Origin of the sequence: Methanomethylovorans sp., assembly GCF_041447285.1 — an archaeon.
In the GTDB taxonomy this organism is placed as follows: Archaea; Halobacteriota; Methanosarcinia; order Methanosarcinales; family Methanosarcinaceae; genus Methanomethylovorans.
The window spans coordinates 97,158-115,643 of sequence record NZ_JBGMEB010000010.1 but is presented as its reverse complement, the minus strand read 5'-3'; the positions used below and the strand labels follow the sequence as shown (position 1 = coordinate 115,643).

The following is an 18,486-nucleotide window of genomic DNA, read 5'->3' as shown; positions in this document are numbered from 1 at the left end:
ACATTAAAAACATATATAAGTATCTGAAAATAAGTAAAAAAGTAGACAGATTAAAGAGATGTAATCAAATCTGATTACTCTCATTCTTCTGCTGCAAGCAGGTCTACAATTGCATGTCCGAACTTTTCGGCAGTCTTCGGGTCTCTTGCAGTAACAATGTTCCCGTCCACAACTACATCCTTATCCTTGTAGATACCACCGTATTTCTCGATCTCTGCAATGCATTCCTTATCCTTGAACACAGTGCAATCCCTGTCTTCCAGGACCTTTGCCCTTGCAAGCACCACTGGTGACACACATATAGCTGCTACAATCTTGTCCTGATCAAAAGCGTCCTTGACAAGCCTTTGCAAATCCTTGCTAGGCCAGAGGTGTTCTCTTGAACCTCCACCGCCTGCAATGATAAGGCCGTCAAATTCAGCCATGATGGCATCCTTTATACTGAGATCTGGCTTAATCTTGCCCCCAAGCGCGCCATGAGCTTCCTTTGTGCTGTTGCTGGCAACAGTAATGCTCACACCTGCGTCTTCCAGGACATCTCTTGGTTCAAAGTACTCTTCATCTCTGAAGTTATCCTGGGCAACCACCATCAATATTTTTTTATCTTCAAGTTCCGAACTCATAAGATCACTATTATGAAATTTTAATATTATATCTGTGTTTTATCTGCATGCTGTACCACAATAAGACAAGTATACACAACAGTAACAGGTATACATCCATCTCATCCTCACACGCAGAAGTGCAGGCAAACACTAGCATAATTTATACCTGCACATAAGGCACGTATTTTGTCCCTAAAACCCTATGTTCTAATTAAGGAATAAATATTTATCGCAGATAGCCAGCCTATTTACAAGCAAAGGAAAACAAAAAATAAGGGGGATTTTTATGAAAACAACATCTGCAGCAAGATACATCCGCTGGTTTGAGGAAATAAGGATTGAAGACATACCAGAGGTAGGGGGCAAGAACGCTTCCATTGGGGAAATGTACAGAGAACTCCAAAACACAGGTATCAAAGTTCCCAATGGTTTTGCCATTACAGCAGATGCATACTGGCACATGCTGCAAGCCGCAGGTTCTGTCGATGCCCTGAAAAATGTCATGAAAGGTCTCGATACCTCTAATGTAGAGGACTTGTCCATAAGAGGCCGAAAAGCAAGAGACATTATATTGGAGGCCGGAATTCCAGATGATCTGTGGGCAGAGATCAAGGCTGCATACGACAGGCTTTGTGAGGAGTACGGGCCTGATACCGATGTAGCAGTCCGCAGTTCTGCTACTGCCGAAGACCTTCCCACTGCTTCTTTCGCCGGCCAGCAGGAAACGTATCTTAATGTACATGGCTATCCAGCCCTGAAGATCGCATGTACCCGTTGTTTTGCCTCCCTTTTCACGGACAGGGCAATATCATACCGCGTCACACACAACTTCGATCACTTCAAAGTCGGTCTTTCCATCGGTGTCATGAAAATGGTACGCTCGGACCTGGCTTCCAGTGGTGTTATATTCACCATTGACACAGAAAGCGGTTTTAAAGATGTGGTTTTCATAACAGGAGCTTACGGCCTGGGTGAAAACGTTGTGCAGGGGGCAGTAAACCCCGATGAGTTCTATGTGTTCAAACCCACGCTTAAAGCAGGTTACAAGCCCATCATCCAGAAAAAGCTGGGCAGCAAGGACATAAAAATGATCTACGGTGTGGGGGATTCCAAAATCCAGACTCGCAATGTAGATGTTCCTGAATCATACAGGCGCAGGTATTGCATAAACGATGAGGAAATACTAACCCTGGCTAAGTATGCCGTCACTATAGAGGACTATTATTCTAACAAAGCTGGAAAGCCCGTGCCCATGGATATAGAATGGGCCAAGGATGGCATGACAGGCGAACTCTTCATAGTACAGGCCAGGCCGGAAACGGTACAGGCCCACAGGTCACGCGATATCCTGGAAACCTACTATCTTGATCAGCGCAGCACAGTACTTGCTGAAGGCAGGAGCGTGGGAGGCAAGATCGCAGCCGGAAAAGCCCGTGTTATCACTGAGGTATCCCAGCTTCCCAGTTTCCGTCCTGGCGAGATACTTGTTGCTGATACCACCACTCCGGACTGGGAACCGGTCATGAAAACAGCAGCTGCAATAGTTACTAACAAAGGTGGCAGGACATGCCATGCAGCCATTGTGAGCCGAGAGTTAGGTATCCCTGCAGTGGTGGGTACGGAAAATGCAACTGAAAAACTCAGTACAAGCACAGAAGCAACCGTAAGCTGTGCAGAAGGAGATGTGGGCAGGGTATACGAAGGCATCCTGCCTTTCCATGTAGAAACAGTGGATCTAAAAGGTCTCAAGCGTCCCAAAACCGAAATAATGATGAACCTCGGTAATCCTGAAGAAGCCTTTTCTCTTTCAATGATCCCAAACGATGGTATAGGACTGGCACGGCTGGAGTTTATAATCACCAGCTACATCAAGGTCCACCCCATGGCTCTGGTACATCCCGAAAAGGTAAAAGACGAAACTACGCTTTCCAATATCAGGCAACTGACCCGGGGCTATAGCAGCATGACAGATTATTTTGTTGAAAAGCTGGCCCAGGGAGTGGGCACGATCGCTGCAGCCTTCTATCCTAAACCTGTTGTAGTGCGCATGAGTGACTTCAAGTCCAACGAATACGCAAGTCTGCTGGGAGGAAAATACTTCGAGATAGAAGAAAGCAACCCCATGCTAGGATTTAGGGGCGCTTCCAGATACTATGATGACAGGTACCGTGAAGGCTTTGCTCTGGAATGCCAGGCCATGAAAAAAGTAAGGGATGAAATGGGTCTTAAGAACCTCATTCTGATGATACCCTTCTGCCGCCGCGTGGAAGAGGCAAAGCAAGTGATCGCAGAGATGGAAAAACATGGTCTTAAGAGAGGAGAGAATGAACTGCAGGTCTATGTGATGTGCGAGATCCCGAACAACATACTTCTTGTGGACGACTTCAGCAAATACTTCGATGGTTTTTCAATAGGTTCCAATGATCTCACACAGCTTACCCTGGGAGTGGACAGGGATTCGGAGATCCTGTCATCGTCCTTTGATGAAAGAGATCCCGGTGTCATGAAAATAGTTTCCATGGCAATTCAGGGAGCTAAACGCAACGGTAAGCACAGCGGCCTATGTGGCCAGGCACCCAGTGATTATCCTGAATTTGCAGAGTTCCTTGTAAGGGAAGGCATAGATTCTATATCTCTAAATCCAGATTCCATCATGAAGATCACCATGAAAGTGCTGGAAACAGAAGAAACGTACAGATGATCCACATATGCAGGAATTGCAGGTCTCTTCCGTTCCTCCGCCTGCACTCCTGCTCCCATATTCTGCTCTGCTTTTTGTCAGTTAAATTATTTCAGGCCAACTGTTACTATTTTATACTATTGATGCATAATGCCATTTATGGAACGTCCTTTTAAGATGGCAATGGCACTTTTATTGCTGGGTGTCCTTGCAGTTGTGCTTGCCAAAGCTCTGTTACCTTATCTCAATGCATTTTTAGGTGCTTTTATTCTCTATGTCATCCTGCGTCCCATATACCAGTTAATGATACGAAGGGCACATTTGCCTCGAAGCGTTTCTGCCATTATAGCCATTTTTCTTTCCGTGCTTCTCATATTAGTTCCTTTATACTACCTGATTTCTACCATAATTGTAGAGATACAGAGCTCATTACAAAATATTGGAACCGTTTTTACTTATGCTGAAACTGTGCGTACTTTTCTGATGGATTTGCACTTGGAACAGCTACCCATTCATATAGACATCAGGAGTAAGGTAATGGAAGTAGCTTCTTCAGTTGCCAATTACAGCAGTGCAGTATTGCTCAGCGCAGTCCAGAGTATAGGACAGCGTGTAATAGAGTTTGTCATTATGTTTTTTTTGTTATACTACCTGTTAACGGAAGAAGATTCAAGTTTTGCAAAGAGCTTGTATTCTGCTATTCCTTTCAACAGGGAAAATGCAGATAAACTGCTGGATGAATTCCGGATAATTGTCAGGACAACCCTTGTTTCATCGCTTATCATAGCCATAATCCAGGGAGGACTGCTTACCATAGCTTTTCTCCTGCTGGATGTGCAAGGAGCTATTCTGTGGGGCACGATTGCTGCACTCATGTCCTTCATGCCATATGTAGGTGCAACTGTAATATGGGCTCCTGCAGCCGTTATTCAACTATTGCAGCAAGATTATGTTGCAGCAGTGGGCATTCTGATTGCAGGTCTCATTATAAGCTCCATGGACAATCTGGTAAGGCCTTTCATCCAAAAACAATTGGGTTCTCTTCACCCAATGATATCCCTGCTTGGTATTATCATAGGCATCAATCTGTTTGGCCTCATAGGTTTGGTAGTGGGTCCTCTTTTGTTGTCATATTTCATTTTGGTCGCCAAGATGTTTAACGAAGAGTACATAGAAGCTTATAGAAAATACAATAATTGAATCAATTTTATTTTTTTAATAATAACAATAATAATAATAATAATAATAATAATTAGTCCTCGATAGAATTAGTTTAGTTCAATAATATGTACTTTGTTTCATATCTTATTCCTATACACCTCATTTTGTATATTGTAACTTCAAAGTATTTTTAAAGCTTATTTGGTAAAGTCAAGCCTAATTAACCTTTTTTCTGCTGAGGCACTCCAGTATTCACGTGCATTTGAAGTTGATTTTGTGAAGTAAATATAGTAATAAAGTAAAGTGAGTATTTATTTGAAGATGCTAATAAGACGTTTGACGAAAAACGTCTGGTAAATAGGAGAAATATGAATACAAGAGATATACAAACAGTAACTTACATTTCTGCATTCTTCTTAGTAAGCATGCTGGCAATAGAATCTTGATTTCTCCAAATCCACAAGATATAAATATGAGTTTAAAATATAATATTTAACTATATAATATTTATAGACAAGAAGGGATAAAAACGAAAATCATGAAACTAATTACTTACGTTGCTATTGTGCTGATGTTGACAAGCCTTGTTTCAACGAGTGCCTTTGCTGCAAATTCGAAAGATATTGATGATGGCAATAAAGCTACCAAGAGCTTGGTGAAAGAAGCAAAAAACCAAGAGGAAGAACAAAACAAAGTATTCCTGAGCGGCAATAATAGCACAGATGGCAGATTCGCTGTACAATTGAGAGTAACAAATGAAGAGTACTTTGCTGCAAAGGAAAAACTGCAGCAGATCAATGCTAACATAAACAGTGGTAAGATCAATGGTTCTTCAAAGGAAGTATTTGAAGTAAAACGGGAATATTTACTTGAAACTGTTAACTATACCATATCCAATTTAGAAGATCTGAAAGAAAAAGTTGATGCCTCTAATAGAGTAGATGCCGATAAGGTCACTGCTGATATCGATGGCTACATCTCTAAATTAAATGCTGAAAAAGATAATATAAAGAATGCAACAACAAGCAAGGAACTTGCAGAGTCTGCAAGAATTATTCGTGACATCTGGAAAGATGCGGTAAAAGATGCCTATAAAACCAGGACAGAATTTGTAGATAATAAAGTATTTCTTTATTTGAATAAATCTGCGTTCCTTTCAGAACGTCTTTCAAAAGAAGTAGCAACACTCCGGCAACAGGGCGAAAATACCACAGAACTTGAGTTAATGCTTCAGGAATACAATGGTTTTATGGAACAAGCCCAGCAAAATAGAGAACATGCAAGAGAAGCATATCAGAACGGTGATGAGAATGCACGTGAATACTGGAGTGCCTCAGCAGAAAATCTGAAAGATGCAAATTCGGTACTTGCTGAAATTTCTCAAATGCTTAAAACATACAGGCATGGACTCGTTTCCCTTAATGGAAATGACATACTTTTAGCTAAAGGAAACGGTACTGCTGTGCTTTCAGGCGATTTGGATACAGATATGACAATAAATGATTCACAGCTTGTGATTAAAGATCTTGCAGGCGATGCAAAAATAACTATCACTAACGATGACTCTGCAATTGTGCTCAAATTGGACAATTCTGTGGCAGATGAACTTAAAAGAGCACTTGTATATTCTAATTTTACCGGTAAGGCCAGTATATCAGGTAGCAGACTTACTATCATGGTAAGAGGAAGTGACCTTGATCTGGAAGTAAAAGGCACTGGAAATGCAGTACTATCAGGAGAAGGGACATATACTGCAGGTTCGGATGAAGTAAGCAGGCAATGGAATTACAATTCAGATAGTCAGTCTGAAGATAGTTCACAGGAGGACTAAGAGATGAAGTACGCCAGTATTTTTGTTTTGGCTATAGTCATCTGTAGCATTGTACTTTCCGGGTGCACCGATAAAAGGGATACTTCCTCTGAACTGACATTACCAAATGTATCACCTGCTAATGACACTGCAACTGCCGATGCAATACTGACGCAAGGCAACGCAAGTATAACTGATACTGAAATACAAGATATGGATAAGGAAATGCAGGAATTGGAAGCTCTTATTGTTGAGCTGGAAAAAGAGAACATCACCATTGAAGAGATTTGATGTCAGCTACCCACGGATAAAGCCGTGGGCTTCCTTCCTTAAGAATTGTGATTGCAACAATATGATTGGATCATTCTAGGTTCTATATTTAATTGTTATTCTAAATTCTTTTTATAACTTGATTTTCACTTATTTTTTCCTATATTGTACGCAAATTATCAATTATATATATGTTTTGTTTTTACATTTTCATCACTGATAAACTAAAAATAAAATGACGCTGATTGATGCTATTTTTTAGATTAACGCCGTGAATTTGTTGGTAGGAAAATACATATACTATGTATTTCCAACACTCTAACAAATCAAATACATAATCAGTACGGAGTTCGACAAAAATGAGTTACAGCCTTGGCATAGATGCTGGAGGGACGTATACTGATGCTGTTCTTCTAAGGGATGAAGACAATATCATTATCCAATCAAATAAAGCGTTAACAAGCTACCCAGACCCACTGGATGGGATCAAGCGATCTATTAACGGATTGGATCCTGAATGTCTTAAAAATGTAAAAGTCGTATCTGTATCCACAACACTTTCCACAAATAGTATACTTGAAGGTACCGGTTTTCCTGTTGCCATGATACTCATCGGAAAATATGAGATCAAACAAGAACTTCCAACCAATCATTTCATACAGGTCAGCGGTGGTCATGACCACAACGGTGTTGAAACTTACTGCTTGGATATTGATTCCATCCGGGAATTTGCCCTGCAGGTAAAAAGTCAGGTTTCAGCTTTTGCAATATCTTCTTATTTCAGTATCAGAAACCATGATCATGAACTGATGGCAAAGGAAATTGTCAGGGAACTTACAGGTCTTCCTGTTGTCTGCAGCCATGAGCTCTCTCAGGACCTTGGAGCATTTGAAAGAGCAGTGACAGCATTCCTTAATGCACAACTGATTCCTGTGACTGAGAGATTCATGACAAACGTTGAAGCAGAGATTAAGTCAAGGGGAATCGATGCAAAAATATTTATGCTCAAATGTGACGGGTCTGTTATAGGCATACAAAGTGCTCTCAAAAAACCCATTGAATCCATTTTTTCAGGGCCTGCCGGAAGTCTTGTAGGGGCTTCTTTCCTTGCAAAAAAGGATACATGTGCCGTCATAGATGTAGGAGGCACCAGTACAGACATTTCAGTTATATACAACGGTGTCCCTGATATGAGTGACTCCGGAGCTGTTGTCGGCGGATGGAAAACCAGGGTCAAAGCAATAAAAATGGAAACATCCGCAATGGGTGGGGATAGCCACGTCTGGGTCAAAGGAAAAAATATTAATATAGGTCCACGAAGAGTTATTCCCCTATGCAGAGCTGCTGTGCTTTATCCCGATTTCCTCGAGCATCTCAGAACAAATCCAATGCCCACTAAAGTGCAGTTGGGTATCAACTATCAGCCTACTAAATTCTATCTAAGGACAGACTATCAGGTACTTAATGTCAGCGAAGAGGAAAACAAGATACTCGATGCTGTAAAAAAGCATCCTACTTCTATAACGGAGATCTTCAACCGGATAAAAAAGTACCCTGCCAGCAGTGTACTGGATAGCCTGATCCAAAAAAGGCTCTTACAGCCCATAGGTTTTACACTCACGGACGCTTTGCATGTGCTTGGGGAATACACAGATAGAAATGTAGAAGCTGCAAATACAGGTGCTGATCTGCTTGGTTCGTTGATAGGCATGGACCGATATGAATTTGCAAGGCACATCAAGGCAGAATTTGCCAAGAATATGGCATGTGACCTCATCTCATTCTTCCTCGAAGGAGTAGAGAAAAAAGAAATAAGAAAAATATTTGATATTCAGTCACCTACAAAGTTCAAAGTTGAGGTTCCTGTTGTGTTGATCGGAGGACCTACAACTGCTTTTGTAGAAAATATGAAGGAAATACTGGATGCAGAAATAATCCTTCCGGAATATTCGAATGTAGGGAATGCAGCCGGTGCACTAGCTGCAAAAGGGATCAGAAGATTTGAAGTGCTTATAAGACCTGCATCCATGGCAGCTCCTGATTGGGAATTCCTTGTGTTTTCAGAACATGGGAAAAGTAATTTCTATGAATACAAGGAAGCACTTGATTATGCCATTTCCCTTGGGCAAACCACGGTCCATAGTTATATGAAAGAATCCGGGCTCGATTCAAATCATATTACAATAGATGTGCAAAAAGAGGAAATAATTCCTGTGGGATGGAAAACACCAATGGAAACAAAAATTGTTGTACTCGGTGTTGGAAACAGGAAAACTGAGCAGGATTGCTGTTAAGCACCTAGCTTTGTTATAAGAGAACAAAATAGTAAGAGAAGAATAGTAAGAGAAGAAATGGCTGTGAGGCCAGCTTAAGGGGTGAGGCTTCACTTCCTATGATCTCTTCATCCTACATATTTTCATCTGTTACCATAGGTACATTCCGAAAAGATGCCAGCACAGCACCCAGAAGGATGAACATACATCCTGCCATTGTGTTAAAGAAGATAGGAGTGTGCAGCAGGACGTGATCAAAGAATATCACGCTTACAGGCTCCATGATGGCAATTATGCTGCTGGTCTGGGCTGGCAGTTTGGCCAGTCCTTTAATATATAGTATTGAAGCAACTGCTGTATTCACAAATGCAAAAAGTATTATCATCACGATGTTTTCTGCAATTGAAGGCAAAGTAACATCAAATGCAGCAGGAGAAAGCATCAATATGCCAATGAATGTTGACCAGAATAACTGTGCCGGTCCGGTATAATCATCCTTAAGATATCTTACAGTGATGATAACTCCTGCAAAACACATGCCTGAAATAATGCCTGCAATAATTCCGATAAAGCTCTTTTCTCCGAAATTCAGCTGTGATGCCATACCAGCAGGATCAACAATAAACAGAATGCCTGCTGCGGACAACAATAATGCAACCACTCCTGTTAGACTGACTTTTTCCTTTAGGAATACTGGTGAAAGCAGTGTTACATACATAGGAGCTGTGTAAAGAAGAAGTATCGCAGCAGATAGTGTAGTGTATCTTATGCATATAAAATATGCAAAGATAGTGAATGTATTGAACAGTCCCAAGAGCAAAAGGTAGCTTTTTCTTTTTGTTGGCAGAAGTTGTTTTACCCCTCCAGTCATCAAAAAATAAATCGCAAGGAAAAGTATCCCTACGAAATGCTTGTAGAATATAATACTGCCTGTAGACATCCCATGGATGTTTGCAAGGAATATTCCTACCATTCCAAAGAGTATACTTCCACTGATCAGTTCAAGATATGCTTTTTGGGACATGTCCATAGATGGGATTTGAGTTGCCGTTGGCAGGCTATTTCTTTCTGTTTTCCCTTACATTACTGTTCATTGCCAGCTCTACAAATGGCCGGTTTCTTTTGCGCATATCTGCAAACCTTTTGAGTAACAGATCAGCCTGTTTTTTGGGGACTGTGACAAAAGAGAACTTTGAGAACACTTCAATGGTATCGAGCTCAAGATCAGTTATGCCCGACTCTCTGCTGAGAAAATCTGGCATTTTTTCAGGAGTCATACCTTCGTAATCTCCAATAGCTACAAAAAGCCTTATTTTGCCATCGTCTTTTTTAGAGCTGCCTGCATCCAGTTCAGGATAATGCTCTTCCTTGAGAGTATCCTGGAAATAATATTTAAGGAGAGATGCAACCACGGCAATGGACTGTTGTTTGTCCAGCAGTTCGTTAGCCAATTTCAGGAAATCAGTGTATTCTCCTGCTTTTAGGACCTGTCCGATATCCTTTTTGAAATTTTTAGTGCGCACAGTGACAATCTCTTTCGGAGATGGTATTTTCTCCAGCCGGACCTCAGCATTTGCAGCTCTGACGAATGATTCAAACCTCCTTGAATCGGCAGGAGTAATGAAAGTGATTGCGGTACCTTGTTTCCCTGCTCTTCCGGTACGGCCTATCCTGTGAATATAAGACTCAGCATCCTGAGGTAAGGAATAATTGATCACATGCGTGAGTTCCAGTACATCGATCCCCCGTGCCGCTACATCTGTAGCCACAAGAATGTTGAGCCCCTTGCTTCTGAACTTTTTAAGGATGCTTTCTCTCTGGTCCTGAGTCAGATCTCCATTCAGTGCATCAGCTGCATAACCTCTTTCACCGAGTTTTTGTGAGACCTCAACAGTATCGCTTTTAGTATTACAGAAGATAAGTCCATAAAAACCATCGTTTATATCGATCAGCCTGCAGAGAGTCTCGAACTTTTGTTCCTCTGCAAGCTCATAATAGACCTGGTCAGTGAATTCTGCAATGAGGTCTTCCTGTGACACTGAAATGTATTCGTGGTTTCGCATGTGCTTTTTAGCAAGCTTGAGTATAGGTGTTGGCATAGTTGCTGAAAATAGCAGCATTTGTTTGTTCTCATTTGTATTTTTGAAGATTTCTTTCACATCTTCTATGAAACCCATGTTGAGCATCTCATCGGCTTCGTCAAGCACAAGATGGGAGATAGAGTCCAGTTTGATGTTTCCTTTTTTCAGATGGTCGATGATCCTTCCCGGAGTACCCACAATTATGTCAGCACCAGATGTTAATGTCTTAAGCTGCTCTTTAATTGACTGGCCGCCGTACAAAGGCACTATAGATAGATTTTTTTCTCCTTTGAGAGATTCCAGCTCCTCAGATACCTGAAGTGCCAGTTCTCTTGTGGGAGTCAGGACTAAAACCTGTATGTTGCCTGTGTTCCCTGTAAGTTTTTCAATGAGGGGAATACCAAAAGCAGCAGTCTTTCCTGTGCCGGTTTGTGCCTGTCCTATTATGTCTTTCTCTCCTTTGAGAAGAAGAGGGATCACACGTACTTGTATTGGAGTGGGGTTGAAAAAGCCTTTTTTTTCCAGAACATCCAGCATGTTCTGTGATATATTGAACGCTTTGAAATTATTGAATTTAGTCATATGTTCACTTTTGTCCTGTAACATTTTTCGAATGCAAATGCACTGCTATATAGTTGTATAAATTATATAATACAGTATAATATAGAGATAAGCAAGACTACTTCATTGCTTCAGATATGTAGAATAACTGAACTCATGTATATAAAGTAGTCTTGAGAAACTGCATGAATAAAAAACAAAATGAGGAGGTTTTACCCCTCTTTAAAACCAGATCATTGAATTTGGTTATTTCTTTTTCTGGCCTTTAGCAGGTGCTTTTGCAGCTCCTTTTGCTGGTTCAGGTGCTTTTGCTCCCTTCTTCTGCTCTTCTTTCTTTGCCATTCATCTCACCTCCAATCGGAGAAATACCATTTTGCCTATCACATGATATTTTGAGGCAATTCAACAGGCTGTACAAGGCTCTTAGCAGTATATATACTGCATTCAGCATTTAAAGCCATTAGCAGACTTTATAGATCGATATAACTTTGATTTGATCCTAGTTATTCAATCTATAATCTTGTGTACTTTCAATATATATAAAACTAGCGAATTTTGTTCATTTTGGACATCTAGGTCTCCATTGACTTTAAAATGTACTAAAAAATATGGATTCCAAATATCCTCTTTTAAAAATAATGCGGACTTTGTTTCAAGTAACATGAAACATAATCAATGGTAAAAATCGATAAGAACTGGCATGTTTCTCAATAAGTGGGATATCATGCAAGTTCCGTCATTTTAACAGAGGCACTGTCAGACTTCCTTGTGGAAGGATAACAGCATAAGGCTCTTTGCCTGCGGCGCGGGTGGCATCTATTGCCTTATCGAAGGTTTCTTGTAGGTCCGTGTGAGGCTTAAGTCTTGCCATTTTTAAAGTATCAGTGTCAAGGTCCGAAACAGCCCACATCTGTGCATGCATTCCTATCTGCACCATCTTCGCAGCTTTATGGTAACCAAGCTTATAGCCTTCAGCTATTTTCTTCATTACATCTTCTGAAGTCTGGGCGCAGCAAAGCAGCTTGAGGAAAGTATCATCTCCGACTCCATCCCTGCATTTTGATACGAGTATGATAATACCACCGTTCTCCAGTGCAAGCTTCCCATTTTCTAAGGCTTTCTGGGACTGGTACAGATCAATGTCCATAGGGTATGGAGCTACAGTAAGGACAATATTTCCTGTTTTATTACAAGGTGTGCAGAAAACCTCATTGGCTCTTTTGACTGCTAAATCAAAAGATAGTTTGAGATCTCCGGCAATCATTGCATATAATCCATGCTCAGCTGTAAGGACAGTCTGTATGGAAAATACACGCAGGTCTTTCAGCACCTTCATGGCATCTTCCATATCTTCAGCCACCGGATTACCTTCGAGAGCCAAAGGTGCTGCTTTATCAGAAAGAGCATGCATGTGGTTCATTTCAATGGTTCTGTATGCAGCTACGCCCGGAAGGAAGGATTTCCTGCCTCCTGTATAACCTGCAAAATAGTGCGGTTCAACGCTTCCTATTACCAGGATGTTCTTAGTCTCAGTAACAAGCCTGTTCAGATACATCTCGGTTCCATTGCTAGATTCCCCGAGATATACCATATCCTCATCTTTGCGTGCATCGTGCACGTATATATTGTTCCTGAAATCCTCGAGGAAATCGCCAAATATATACCTCAGTTCATCTTCAGTAGGTCCTCTATGCGCACCTGTAGCTATCAGGAATTTTACGTTAGGATGATCCTTCAGAACAGGGTGGAGTTCTTTGAGCACCTTGGATGTCGGAGTGGGCCTGGTAGCATCGTTCACAAGAACCAGTAACTTGTCGCTTTTTTTTGCATAACTGGCAAATGATTCCATTCCTATTGGTTCTTCAAGAGCCTGTTTTATAATTTCGGACTCATTGCCAGCCTTGACCTTTGCCGGAGCAATGATCTCATGAGGAACAGTGACATCCAGATCAACATATTCCTGGCCATAAGGTATCTTTACTATAATGAGGATCTCTCCTTTGATGGATATATTGTTTTAAAATAATGATCTTGATCAACGATAGAATAACTTTTCCTGTCATAAGCAAGAGGACTTATTTAACTATTGCCAGTCGGGTTATGCGTTCAAGTTATATAGTTTAGTCCGCTAGATATAATAGCAGAGTGAAGTTGTATAATTATCATTGAAGATTTTCTTTTTCTGAATGTAATGTATGGTTTTGTTCTGAAGTCGATCAAGCTCAGAAGTTATTATAGGCAATGTTTTTGAAGTATTTTTGACAGGCCTGTAACCCTTCTTACTTTAGGTTTAGACTATAGTGTTATTTGATTATTAATACAAAAAAGGTGGAATTAATTTGGCCAATTATAGAAGCAATAATAGAAAGAAAAACTCACAAAGCGGTAGTGCCAGTCCGGACCAGATCACAAAAGTACGTACTCCTCGCCAAAGAGATAATGAAGTATTTGCTACAGTAGCTAGTCTGCTTGGAGCTAACCGGGTAAGACTGCAATGTATGGATGGAATTGTACGCATGGGAAGAATCCCAGGATCAAAGAAAAAAAGTATGTGGGTAAAAGAAGGGGACCTGGTCATTGCTACTCCATGGGAAATACAGGATTCAAAAGCCGATGTGATCTGGAAATACACAAGACCACAGGTGGACTGGCTTTCACGTAAAGGCTTCCTGAAATAATCTGAAGCAACCTTTTAAATTCTTTTTTAACCTTTATTGATAAAAGAAAAAGAGATAAGGAAAATCATAATAACTGATCTTCCTTAGAATCTGATTTAATTAATATTACTCTACAACTTCAGCAAATGCGAACTTGCGCATGACCTTTGTGACCTTTATAGTCACTTCATCGCCCACAGATGTACCTGGAACGAAGATCACGAAACCGCTTACTCTGGCAATTCCGTCGCCTTCTTTTGCAATGTCTTCAATGGTTACTTCGTATTCCTTTCCAGCATCAACTGGAGCAGTTGATTCATTTTTGTTGAACAACAATTTCACTTCCTTTACAAATACGCTAGAAGGTGCACTTGCTGGAAGCATACGGAAAATAGCAGTTACAAAGTAATACCATTAAAAGCCTTATGTTCTCAAAACAGTTACACACTCAAAGCAAGGATATCCATGCAATATAGATATATAAATTTTTGCTGGATAAGCAGTAAAACCATGCATTTCTATCATTTTAGTAGTTTTCCAGTATGCCAATCTTAGTACATACATTAGAAATAGATCTGTATAGTTATAAATTGAATATCAAAAAGAAATATTAAGGTTATGTAAAAATCGTATCTTTTTGATATTCAATTCGAGGAACTGAATTCCAATTCAGTCTCAATTGATTTTACATGAATTTATTTTTACTTAAGGAGCCTGCATTCATGTTCTTTTGGTTGAGCTATTCTTTTTTGTATTTTTGTACAGCATATCGCAATACAATTTGCATTAATTTTAAATAGTAGTAACTAGGTAGTTGACTTCTGATTTAAAATAAAACTGGAGATTAAAATGAAGAATAGTGCAACAGCACAAGGTAATATACATGTTCCCCAAGGTTTCAGTTCCTCCACAATAAAGGTCTATTTCTGGCTGGGGATCATGTCAGCTCTAGCTTTTAGACTCATACTCATAGCAGATCATTACAATCCACTATTAGGAAAGGCCATGTTCTATCTAGGAGTAGTAGGTTATATGGTATTTTTTGCACACAGATATCGAGTTTCCAAGAGAAGGTTAGCAGTGCTGGAAGACCTGAAGCTTTTGGAAAAGCTTGAAAGTGGCAAGAAGTTAACTGAAAAGGACCTTGAAGGACTGCATTACATTATCTGGAGCCTATCGGTTTCCAAGGAAAGGATAAATTATCTAATTATTTTTGCATTCTCCGTTATTTCGATAATCATTTCCCTCTTACTTGATCTGGGAATAGTTGGATAATTTTATGTCAAGATTGCCAGACCATCTTAACGCTGGCAATACCTAAATCTATTATTGCAGCAAACGTTTTTATTTGTAGATTATACATAAATCCATATTCTGGCATTGTTTCCCAGCAAGGGTAGTCTACAAATACCTTGAGATACCTTGTCAACTGGCAATGTTAATGTTCAGTGCTGACATGAATACTTGGCTAGCAACTGTCATGAACAACTTTACGATAACACAATCATCAGGCATGTGCCTGAAATCTCATTACACGTTTTATGATCATAGGTGACAATATGACCGGAAAAGGTAATCCGTTCGGTGCAAAAGAGACCGTTAATATTTGTGATGAAAAAGTGACGATCTACCGTCTGAGCAAACTTGAGGAAATGGGTATCGGGAATATATCCCTCTTACCCTATTCAATTAGAATACTTCTTGAATCCCTTTTGAGAAATGCTGGAAGTGAATCTGTATCCGAGAAGGATGTCCGTACCCTTGCTGCATGGAGTCCGGAAAAGACACAACAGTCAGAGATCCCGTTTATTCCTTCAAGGGTCATACTTCAGGACTTTACAGGTGTTCCAGCAGTTGTGGACCTGGCTGCTATAAGATCAGCAATGCAAAGGCTTGGTGGAAATCCAGCTGAGATCAATCCCGTAGTCCCTGTGGATCTGGTCATAGACCATTCCATACAGGTGGATTACTATGGAACTTCTTATGCCATACATTGTAATGAAAAATATGAATTCCACCGCAACCAGGAAAGATATGAACTGCTGCACTGGGCTCAGAGAGCTTTCAATAACCTGAAGGTAGTTCCTCCCGGAACAGGTATCATCCATCAGGTGAACCTTGAATATCTGGCACCACTGGTCCATTTCAGGGAAACTGCAGAAGGAAAGGTTGCATATCCTGATTCACTTGTAGGTACGGACTCACATACCACCATGATCAATGGGCTTGGAGTCCTCGGATGGGGAGTTGGCGGCATAGAAGCAGAGGCTGTGATGCTGAACCAGCCCTACTATATGGCTGTGCCGGAAGTAATAGGTTTTAGGTTATACGGTAATCTGAAGGACGGTGTAACAGCAACAGATTTAGTGCTCACTGTAACTCAAATGTTAAGAGAACACGGTGTAGTAGATAAGTTTGTAGAATTCTACGGTCCGGGCATGAGGGCTCTTGACCTGACAATAAGGGCGACTCTGGCGAACATGGGCCCAGAATATGGTGCTACAATGGGATTCTTCCCTGCCGATGAAAAAACCATGCAATATATGCTTATGACAGGCAGGGACAAGAAGCACGTAGATATGGTAAGAGAATACCTGAAGCTGCAGGGACTATTCGTGACTGATGACTCCCCTGAGCCTGAATTCACACATACACTGGAACTTGACATGGGCACTGTAGAGCCATGTCTTGCAGGTCCAAAAAGACCTCAGGACCGCATACTGCTGTCAGAAATGCCAAAAGTATTCCATAAGGCAATGGAAACTGCATTCAAGGAGAAAAGAGGCGGAGAGCTACTTGCAGCAGACCCGGATTATAACCGCTGGCTGGAAGAAGGTGGTTATACCCTTGCAAAGGATAAGATCCCTGGCCATTCAGGTCTTGTCAAGATGAAATGTGCTGCAGATGATGTTGCTGTTGCCCATGGTTCTGTTGTAATCGCATCGATCACATCATGTACTAACACATCCAACCCTGCAGTGCTTATGGGTGCAGGTCTGCTTGCAAAGAAAGCCGTAGAAAGAGGCTTGAAAGTAAAGCCTTTTGTAAAGACCAGTTTATCTCCGGGATCAAGGGTAGTTACGGATTACCTTAAAGCTGCCGGATTGACACCATATCTTGAAGCCTTGGGATTCCATGATGTAGGATATGGATGTACCACCTGCATAGGCAACAGTGGCCCTCTTAAGGATTCAGTGTCTCAGATGATAAAGAACAAGGACCTTACAGTTGCTGCAGTGCTTAGCGGCAACAGGAACTTTGAGGGCAGGATCAATGCTCAGGTAAAAGCGAATTATCTTGCTTCTCCAATACTGGTAGTCGCATTTGCTCTTGCAGGTAATGTGGACATTGACCTTGCCAAAGAGCCAGTTGCATGTGATCCTAACGGGCAGCCAGTGTATCTAAAAGATATCTGGCCAGGAAGAGAAGAGATCAATGATTACGTTTCCAAGTATGTTCTTCCCGAGATGTTCGATAAAGAATACTCCAATGTGTTTGAAGGCACAAAACTCTGGAGAGAACTGGATGCACCCAGTGGTACACAATATAAATGGAATCCAGAATCCACGTACATTCAGGAACCACCATTCTTCAAGGATTTCCCTCTCAACATCGGAGATAAGCAGGATATAAAAGGTGCTAGAGTTCTGGCAATGCTTGGTGACAGTATAACTACTGATCATATATCACCAGCAGGCTCCATACCTGCTCACTATCCTGCAGGTGAATATCTGCAAAGCCATGATGTGGATGAAAAACATTTCAATTCATACGGTGCACGCAGAGGAAATCACGAAGTCATGATGCGTGGGACTTTTGGTAATGTGAGGCTTAAGAATCAGCTTGTGCCTGGAAAAGTGGGGTCATGGACCCTTCACCTGCCTGAAAAGCAGGAGATGTACATCTATGATGCTGCCATGAAATATGTGAAAGATAAAGTTCCTCTGATAGTGATTGCAGGCAAGGAATACGGTACCGGCAGTTCCCGTGACTGGGCTGCCAAGGGCACACAACTTCTGGGAGTGCAGGCAGTGATTGCTGAATCATTCGAACGCATTCACCGCAGCAACCTTATAGGCATGGGAGTTCTGCCTCTGCAATTCAAGGAAGGTGAAAATGCCAAGTCTCTTGGTCTGGATGGCACTGAAATTTATGATCTGCTGGACATCTCTAAGTTGCAGCCAGCCAGCGAACTCAAGGTAGTAGCTCATAAAGAAGATGGAACAGAAAAAATCTTTAATGTAATTGTCAGGCTTAATTCTTCCATTGAGGTGGAATACTTCCGCAATGGTGGAATACTGCACAGGTTCCTGAGGGAAAAGGTAAAAGGGAACTAAAGCTCCCTTTTTTTACTTTTTGGCTTTGTAAATCTTGAGAGATCCGCAAAA

At 41.1% G+C, this 18,486-nt stretch carries 13 protein-coding genes; 8 read left to right on the top strand and 5 right to left on the bottom strand.

From position 1 onward, the window contains the following. Positions 1 to 80: 80 nt before the first annotated feature. Complete coding sequence (locus tag ACC612_RS07425) at positions 81 to 623, bottom strand: DJ-1/PfpI family protein (protein ID WP_371853865.1); 543 nt, start codon at positions 621 to 623, stop codon at positions 81 to 83. A gap of 268 nt (positions 624 to 891) precedes the next feature. Here ACC612_RS07425 and ppsA point away from each other — a divergent pair, with 268 nt between their 5' ends. The 5 genes from ppsA to ACC612_RS07400 all read left to right on the top strand — a co-directional run bounded on the left by ppsA (position 892) and on the right by ACC612_RS07400 (position 8,820). Then, entirely contained in the window at positions 892 to 3,306 is a 2,415-nt protein-coding gene (gene ppsA / locus ACC612_RS07420) for a phosphoenolpyruvate synthase (protein WP_371853864.1), read from the top strand. A 138-nt stretch (positions 3,307 to 3,444) separates the two neighbouring features. After that, positions 3,445 to 4,485: an AI-2E family transporter gene (locus ACC612_RS07415; protein WP_371853863.1), complete on the top strand. Its 1,041-nt coding sequence runs from the start codon at positions 3,445 to 3,447 to the stop codon at positions 4,483 to 4,485. A gap of 499 nt (positions 4,486 to 4,984) precedes the next feature. Beyond that, positions 4,985 to 6,277, top strand: a complete 1,293-nt coding sequence (locus ACC612_RS07410) for a hypothetical protein (RefSeq protein WP_371853862.1) — start codon at positions 4,985 to 4,987, stop codon at positions 6,275 to 6,277. Positions 6,278 to 6,280: 3 nt separating this feature from the next. Further along, a complete protein-coding gene (locus tag ACC612_RS07405; RefSeq protein WP_371853861.1) occupies positions 6,281 to 6,547 on the top strand; it encodes a hypothetical protein in 267 nt (88 codons plus the stop codon). 338 nt (positions 6,548 to 6,885) lie between these two features. Next, a complete protein-coding gene (locus ACC612_RS07400; protein WP_371853860.1) occupies positions 6,886 to 8,820 on the top strand; it encodes a hydantoinase/oxoprolinase family protein in 1,935 nt (644 codons plus the stop codon). A gap of 112 nt (positions 8,821 to 8,932) precedes the next feature. Here ACC612_RS07400 and ACC612_RS07395 read toward each other — a convergent pair whose 3' ends face one another. From ACC612_RS07395 to larA, 3 genes are all read right to left on the bottom strand, one after another. Continuing rightward, positions 8,933 to 9,823 carry a DMT family transporter gene (locus ACC612_RS07395; protein ID WP_371853859.1) on the bottom strand — a complete coding sequence of 297 codons (891 nt, stop codon included), beginning with the start codon at positions 9,821 to 9,823 and terminating at the stop codon, positions 8,933 to 8,935. Positions 9,824 to 9,857: 34 nt separating this feature from the next. Continuing rightward, positions 9,858 to 11,462 (bottom strand): DEAD/DEAH box helicase, encoded by a 1,605-nt coding sequence (locus ACC612_RS07390; RefSeq protein ID WP_371853858.1) that lies wholly within the window; start codon positions 11,460 to 11,462, stop codon positions 9,858 to 9,860. 715 nt (positions 11,463 to 12,177) lie between these two features. Beyond that, complete coding sequence (gene larA / locus ACC612_RS07385) at positions 12,178 to 13,416, bottom strand: nickel-dependent lactate racemase (protein WP_371853902.1); 1,239 nt, start codon at positions 13,414 to 13,416, stop codon at positions 12,178 to 12,180. A gap of 364 nt (positions 13,417 to 13,780) precedes the next feature. On the opposite strand from larA, the gene eif1A reads away from it, so the two are divergent. Continuing rightward, on the top strand, positions 13,781 to 14,119 hold the full coding sequence (gene eif1A / locus ACC612_RS07380; protein WP_371853857.1) for a translation initiation factor eIF-1A: 339 nt from the start codon (positions 13,781 to 13,783) through the stop codon (positions 14,117 to 14,119). A gap of 105 nt (positions 14,120 to 14,224) precedes the next feature. On the opposite strand, the gene ACC612_RS07375 is transcribed toward eif1A, so the two are convergent. Further along, entirely contained in the window at positions 14,225 to 14,431 is a 207-nt protein-coding gene (locus tag ACC612_RS07375) for a TRAM domain-containing protein (protein ID WP_298683665.1), read from the bottom strand. A gap of 516 nt (positions 14,432 to 14,947) precedes the next feature. Between ACC612_RS07375 and ACC612_RS07370 the strand changes: the two genes are divergently transcribed. Beyond that, the gene (locus tag ACC612_RS07370) at positions 14,948 to 15,373 is read left to right on the top strand and encodes a hypothetical protein (RefSeq protein WP_371853856.1); all 426 of its coding nucleotides are present in this window, start codon (positions 14,948 to 14,950) and stop codon (positions 15,371 to 15,373) included. Positions 15,374 to 15,657: 284 nt separating this feature from the next. Then, positions 15,658 to 18,435, top strand: coding sequence for an aconitate hydratase AcnA (gene acnA / locus ACC612_RS07365; RefSeq protein ID WP_371853855.1), 2,778 nt, complete (start codon positions 15,658 to 15,660; stop codon positions 18,433 to 18,435). Positions 18,436 to 18,486: the final 51 nt, after the last annotated feature.

What these genes read in the sequence shown, in the direction of transcription:
- ACC612_RS07425 (WP_371853865.1), bottom strand. Translation starts at nt 623, where the DNA reads ATGAGTTCGGAACTTGAAGATAAAAAAATATTGATGGTGGTTGCCCAG.
- ppsA (WP_371853864.1), top strand. Translation starts at nt 892, where the DNA reads ATGAAAACAACATCTGCAGCAAGATACATCCGCTGGTTTGAGGAAATA.
- ACC612_RS07415 (WP_371853863.1), top strand. Translation starts at nt 3,445, where the DNA reads ATGGAACGTCCTTTTAAGATGGCAATGGCACTTTTATTGCTGGGTGTC.
- ACC612_RS07410 (WP_371853862.1), top strand. Translation starts at nt 4,985, where the DNA reads ATGAAACTAATTACTTACGTTGCTATTGTGCTGATGTTGACAAGCCTT.
- ACC612_RS07405 (WP_371853861.1), top strand. Translation starts at nt 6,281, where the DNA reads ATGAAGTACGCCAGTATTTTTGTTTTGGCTATAGTCATCTGTAGCATT.
- ACC612_RS07400 (WP_371853860.1), top strand. Translation starts at nt 6,886, where the DNA reads ATGAGTTACAGCCTTGGCATAGATGCTGGAGGGACGTATACTGATGCT.
- ACC612_RS07395 (WP_371853859.1), bottom strand. Translation starts at nt 9,823, where the DNA reads ATGTCCCAAAAAGCATATCTTGAACTGATCAGTGGAAGTATACTCTTT.
- ACC612_RS07390 (WP_371853858.1), bottom strand. Translation starts at nt 11,462, where the DNA reads ATGACTAAATTCAATAATTTCAAAGCGTTCAATATATCACAGAACATG.
- ACC612_RS07370 (WP_371853856.1), top strand. Translation starts at nt 14,948, where the DNA reads ATGAAGAATAGTGCAACAGCACAAGGTAATATACATGTTCCCCAAGGT.
- acnA (WP_371853855.1), top strand. Translation starts at nt 15,658, where the DNA reads ATGACCGGAAAAGGTAATCCGTTCGGTGCAAAAGAGACCGTTAATATT.